Annotated in this window: 5 protein-coding genes; 1 reads left to right on the top strand and 4 read right to left on the bottom strand. The window is 43.4% G+C overall.

Annotation, left to right across the window (positions count from 1 at the left end):
* Positions 1 to 21: 21 nt before the first annotated feature.
* A complete protein-coding gene (locus tag SCRDD08_RS03380) occupies positions 22 to 1,635 on the bottom strand; it encodes a ribonuclease Y (RefSeq protein WP_061422435.1) in 1,614 nt (537 codons plus the stop codon).
* A gap of 277 nt (positions 1,636 to 1,912) precedes the next feature.
* Between SCRDD08_RS03380 and SCRDD08_RS03375 the strand changes: the two genes are divergently transcribed.
* Complete coding sequence (locus tag SCRDD08_RS03375) at positions 1,913 to 2,395, top strand: S-ribosylhomocysteine lyase (RefSeq protein ID WP_061422434.1); 483 nt, start codon at positions 1,913 to 1,915, stop codon at positions 2,393 to 2,395.
* Positions 2,396 to 2,490: 95 nt separating this feature from the next.
* Here the strand turns inward: SCRDD08_RS03375 and SCRDD08_RS03370 are convergent, their stop codons facing one another.
* The 3 genes from SCRDD08_RS03370 to SCRDD08_RS11820 all read right to left on the bottom strand — a co-directional run.
* The gene (locus SCRDD08_RS03370) at positions 2,491 to 3,180 is read right to left on the bottom strand and encodes a response regulator transcription factor (RefSeq protein WP_061422433.1); all 690 of its coding nucleotides are present in this window, start codon (positions 3,178 to 3,180) and stop codon (positions 2,491 to 2,493) included.
* Positions 3,181 to 3,189: 9 nt separating this feature from the next.
* Positions 3,190 to 4,614 (bottom strand): NADP-dependent phosphogluconate dehydrogenase, encoded by a 1,425-nt coding sequence (gene gndA, locus SCRDD08_RS03365; RefSeq protein ID WP_048766212.1) that lies wholly within the window; start codon positions 4,612 to 4,614, stop codon positions 3,190 to 3,192.
* A gap of 162 nt (positions 4,615 to 4,776) precedes the next feature.
* On the bottom strand, positions 4,777 to 5,559 hold a 783-nt coding region (locus tag SCRDD08_RS11820; protein WP_330997075.1), incomplete at its 5' end, for a flotillin domain-containing protein.

Genomic DNA, 5,559 nt, shown 5'->3' with positions numbered 1-5,559 from the left:
TGAGACAATGTCTCAACCTTTTTATTTAGCATAATCAACTGCTCGCATTTCGCGAATGACTGTGACCTTAATATTTCCTGGATATTCCAAGTTGTTTTCAATCTTTTCACGCACGTCATGCGCTAAGATTGTAATCTTATCGTCCTTGATTTTCTCTGGACTGACCATGATTCGGATTTCACGACCTGCTTGAAGGGCAAAGCTTGTCTTAACTCCTTCAAAACTGTTCGCAATTTCTTCCAAATCTTGCAATCGCTTGATGTAGCTTTCCAGCGACTCACTGCGAGCTCCTGGACGAGCTGCGCTCAAGGCATCCGCTGCTGCAACGATGACTGCAATAACGCTCTCAGGTTCCACATCTCCGTGGTGGCTAGCAATCGTATTGATAACAACTGGATGTTCCTTATACTTGCGAGCTAACTCAGTTCCAATTTCTACGTGGCTGCCTTCTACTTCTCGGTCAATAGCCTTACCAATATCATGGAGGAAACCTGCACGACGAGCCAAGTTAACATTTTCACCCAACTCTCCAGCGATAACTCCAGCCAGTTTGGCAACCTCAATCGAGTGACGGAGAACATTTTGTCCGTAGGAAGTACGGAACTGCAAGCGACCCATGATTTTCATCAAATCAGGATGCAAGTTTGGTGCTCCAATTTCATAGGCTGCGGCTTCACCATACTCTCGAATACGGTTATCAATCTCTAAGCGATTCTTTTCGACCAATTCCTCGATACGAGCGGGATGGATCCGACCATCCTTGAGAAGAGCTTCCATAGTCATCCGAGCAATCTCACGACGAACTGGATCGAAACCTGAAAGAGTAACCACTTCAGGCGTATCATCAATGATAACATCAATCCCCGTCAAGCTTTCAAAGGTTCGAATATTGCGACCTTCACGTCCGATAATCCGTCCCTTCATGCTGTCATCAGGAAGATGAACCGTTGAATTGGTCTGCTCAGCCACATAGTCACCAGCAATCCGCTGCATAGCTTGAACCAAGATATCCTTGGCTACCTTGTCCGAACGCTCTTTGATATCCTGCTCCGCTTCCCGAATACGAGTCGCGATTTCCTTGGACAGCTTGTCCTCGGTCTTGGTCAAGATAATCTCACGCGCTTCCGTCTGAGTCAAGGACGCTACCCGCTCAAGCTCAGCTTCTTTTTGCTTCTCTAGCTCAGCTACTTGTGCTTCACGCGCATCAATGTGTTTAGCTTTATCAGTCAGACTTTGTTCTTTATGCTCCAAAGTCTTTTCCTTGTTGGTTAAATTATCATCTTTGCGGTCAAGACTACTTGCACGCTCTGTCAAGCGGCTTTCAATTTGTTTTAACTCTTGACGCTCAGACTTAAATTCTGCATCAACCTCTTCACGATATTTTCTGGCTTCTTCTTTTGCCTCCAAAAGTGCTTCTTTTTTAAGCGAACTGGTTTCGCGCATCGCTTCTTTGACAATCAAATCCGCTTCGCGTTCTGCCTGACCGCGTAAATTGGTTGCTTCTTGTTCAGCATTTAAAAGAGTAAGTTCCGCAGCTTCTTTAGATGCTTTCATCTTAACCGCGATTCCTACATACCCAATCACTAAACCAATGATGGCAGCAAAAACAAAAGCAGCTATCGTATATAAGCCCATGTTTTTACTCCAAATCTATTTAATTATTGAATTCAAAATTCCTTTTTATTCTATCATAAATAGCAGAAATTCACAAATCAATTTTTTGAAAAAGAAGGCCGTTTTTTGCCTATTATTGGGCGAAAAGGCGCTAAATCAAAGAATTTAATATATAAAATTTTTTTATTTCCTAACTCTTATTTTTTTATGCTATAATCAAAAGGAAGTGTTTGAAATGTCGCTTTTGAAACCTGATCTCATTTTCAGGTTCCAATTTTAAAATTTTAAAGGAGAAATCATGTCTAAAGAAGTCATCGTTGAAAGTTTTGAGCTTGACCATACAATCGTAAAAGCACCTTATGTTCGTCTCATTGGCGAGGAAACTGGTCCCAAAGGAGATATTATCTCTAACTTTGATATTCGTTTGGTACAGCCAAATGAAGACGCTATTCCGACGGCTGGCCTGCATACCATCGAGCATTTACTGGCTATGCTTATTCGCAAGCGGGTTGACGGTATGATTGACTGCTCACCTTTCGGTTGCCGGACGGGCTTCCATATGATTATGTGGGGACAGCACTCAGCGACTGAAATTGCCCAAGTCATCAAATCTTGCTTAGAAGAAATCGCTGAGACGACTACTTGGGAGGATGTCCCTGGCACTACTATCGAATCCTGTGGCAATTACAAGGATCATAGCCTTTTTTCTGCCAAAGAATGGGCGAAACTCATTCTCAGCCAAGGGATCTCTGACAATGCTTTCGAGCGCCATGTCCTCTAAGCAGATAGATTTTAATTCCCAAGATTGTATTATTTGTACTAAAAATGAAAAAAATCAACCCGCCCTTCTGGAAACAGAGGGCGGGTTTGTTCTTATTATTCCTGAATAGCATAGCCGATACCACGGACAGTTTTGATATAGCTGGTCTGTCCAGCAACATCAATCTTACTACGTAGGTAACGAATATAGACATCTACTACATTAGTTTCAGTGGCACCTTCATACTTCCAGACACGTTCCAGAAGCTGCTCGCGGCTCATGACCTTTTGGTTGCTCATCAACGTCACTAATAGATCATATTCTCGTCGTGTCAAGGCAATCACTTCCTCTCCACGATAGACGATATGATTTTTCAAATCAACTCGTAGATTGCGATAAGCAGTCGGTGTTTTTAGCTTGCTACAATGCTGGTCGATAAAGTCCCGACCTCGAAAAATATCGGAAACTTTCTCAACCAAATCGCTGATAATAAAAGGTTTGACGGTATAGGAAACAGCAAAGCGCTGAATCTCATCTGCATGTTCTTTGATCTCTTCACGGCTGGCTAAGACGATAATGACTGAAGCCGGCTTGAACAAACTCAGTTGCCTAGCAAACTCACTAGCGGTCATATCCTGCAGGTCATAATTAAGCAAAAATAGATCATAGTCATTTTCTCTAGCTAGTGCCAAACCTTGACTGCCTGTCTCAACTACATCCAAAAGAAATGCTTCCTTTTGCAGTTCCAAAGTCACAAATCGTGCAAGATTCTTTTCATTTTCTACTAATAAAATTCGCTTTGCCATAGGCCTATCCTATTTTTCGTCATACCAAGAGTAGTGGAAGGTTCCTTCTTTATCTTTACGTTGGTAAGTGTGGGCACCAAAGTAGTCACGTTGTGCTTGGATCAAGTTAGCAGGAAGGTCTGCTGAACGGTAGCTATCAAAGTAAGTGATGGCTGCTGAGAAGGTTGGTACTGGTACACCAGCTTGAACAGCAAGAGCTACGATATCACGCACTGCTTGTTGGTACTTAGCAGTAACATCCAAGAAGTATTCATCCAAGAGAAGGTTAGCAAGATCAGCATCACGGTTGTAGGCATCTGTGATCTTTTGCAAGAAACGTGAACGGATGATACAACCATCGCGCCAGATAGATGCGATGTCCGCAAATGGCAAGTTCCAATTGTTTTCTTTAGAAGCCACACGCAATTGAGCAAAACCTTGTGCGTATGAAATGATTTTTGAGAAGTAAAGGGCCTGACGGATCTTTTCGATCAACTCAGCCTTGTCACCTTCAAATTTGAAAGCAGCTGGTTTTGGAAGGACCTTGCTAGCATGCACACGCTCTTCTTTGTATGTAGAGATGTAGCGAGCAAATACTGACTCAGTGATAAGTGACAATGGGACACCAAGGTCAAGCGCTGATTGGCTAGTCCATTTACCAGTTCCCTTGTTACCTGCAGCATCAAGGATGTAGTCTACGATTGGTCCATCTTGCCCTTCATCGTCTTTACGGCTCAAGATATCAGCTGTAATCTCGATCAAGTAGCTATCAAGCTCGCCTTTATTCCACTCAGTGAAGATTTCAGCCATGTCTTCTGCAGAAAGACCGAGCAAGTGTTGCATGAGGTCATAGCTTTCTGCGATCAATTGCATATCACCGTACTCGATACCGTTGTGGACCATTTTCACATAATGCCCAGCTCCGTCAGGACCGATGTAAGTCACACATGGTTTGCCATCTTCTGGCGCTTTAGCTGAGATTTCTTCAAGAACATCAGCAACCAATTCGTAGGCTTCTTTTTGTCCACCAGGCATGATAGAAGGACCTTCAAGGGCACCTTTCTCACCACCAGAAACTCCTGTACCGATAAAGTTGATGCCTGAGTTTGCCAATTCTTCATTACGACGAATGGTATCTTTGTAGAAAGTGTTTCCTCCGTCAATCAAGATATCGCCCTTGTCAAGGTGTGGAAGAAGGGCTTGGATGGTTGCGTCTGTACCAGGTCCAGCTTGAACCATGAGCATGATACGGCGAGGTTTTTCAATGGATTGAACGAAAGACTCTACATCGTAGCTAGGTACAAATTTCTTTTCAGGGTGGCAAGCGATTACGTCTTCTGTTTTTTCTTTACTACGGTTGTAAATAGCAACTGTATAACCACGAGATTCGATATTTAGGGCAAGGTTACGACCCATTACGGCCATACCTACGACACCAAAGTTAGCTTTTGTCATTTTCTACTCCTATAATCTTAGTTGTTTAATCTGTTATATTTTAACATTTTTACATGGTAATGAAAAGTATTTAGCTGATAGAAATGCTTTTCTATGGGAGGATACACAAACAGCCAGAAGTTTCAACTCCTAGCTGTTTGGATATCATAGATACATTTGGATTTATTTCTCATCAACTTCGATGACAGCTTGTTCATCTTGTTTAAGCTTGTTGACAGTCATATTGACACCAAGTGCTCCAGCTAATAGTTGACGAATGTCAAAGCCTGCTCCTTGGGAAACTTGGTCAATGCTCTGCATGATATCACCGACCATTTTAGAAGCGTTGCCTTCACCATACATGGTAATCTTATCTACCTTGGTCAATGGCTCTGCTACCGCGCGAGCGATTTCTGGCAATTTATCGACAATCATCTCCGTAATCGCAGCTTCCTGCATTTTCTTCATGGCTTCTGCTTTCTTGTCCAAACCTTGGGCTTCCGCTTCTAGTTTAAGACGAATGGCTTCCGCTTCGGCACGTCCCTTGGCTTCAATAGCTTCAGCTTCTTGCAGTTGTGCATATTTTTCCGCCTCAGCTTGAGCCTTGCGGGCTTCCGCTTCTTTCTGCGTTTCAAAGAGTTCCGCTTCGGCCTGACGTTGACGTTCAATCAATTGTGCTTCTGCGGCCTGTTGACGGGCATATTTTTCAGCTTCGGCTTGCTTGCGGATATTGGCATCCAATTCCTGCTCACGGACCTTAACTTCCCGTTCTTTGACTTCCGCTTCTTTCTCCTGCTTCATGATGTTGGCTTCTGCCGCCACACGTTCTTGTTCACGACGCTGGATTTCAGCCTCAATCCCTTTAGCCGCGTCAGCTTTAGCTTGCGCGATATCCGCTTCCTGCTTGAGGGCTGCTTGTTTCAGTTTGAGTTCATTTTGCTTTTGAGCAATTTCCAAGTCAGCGGC

The sequence above is a fragment of the Streptococcus cristatus genome (genome assembly GCF_001578775.1).
GTDB classification, from domain to species: Bacteria; Bacillota; Bacilli; order Lactobacillales; family Streptococcaceae; genus Streptococcus; species Streptococcus cristatus_A.
This window is presented reverse-complemented; position numbering and strand designations above follow the sequence as displayed.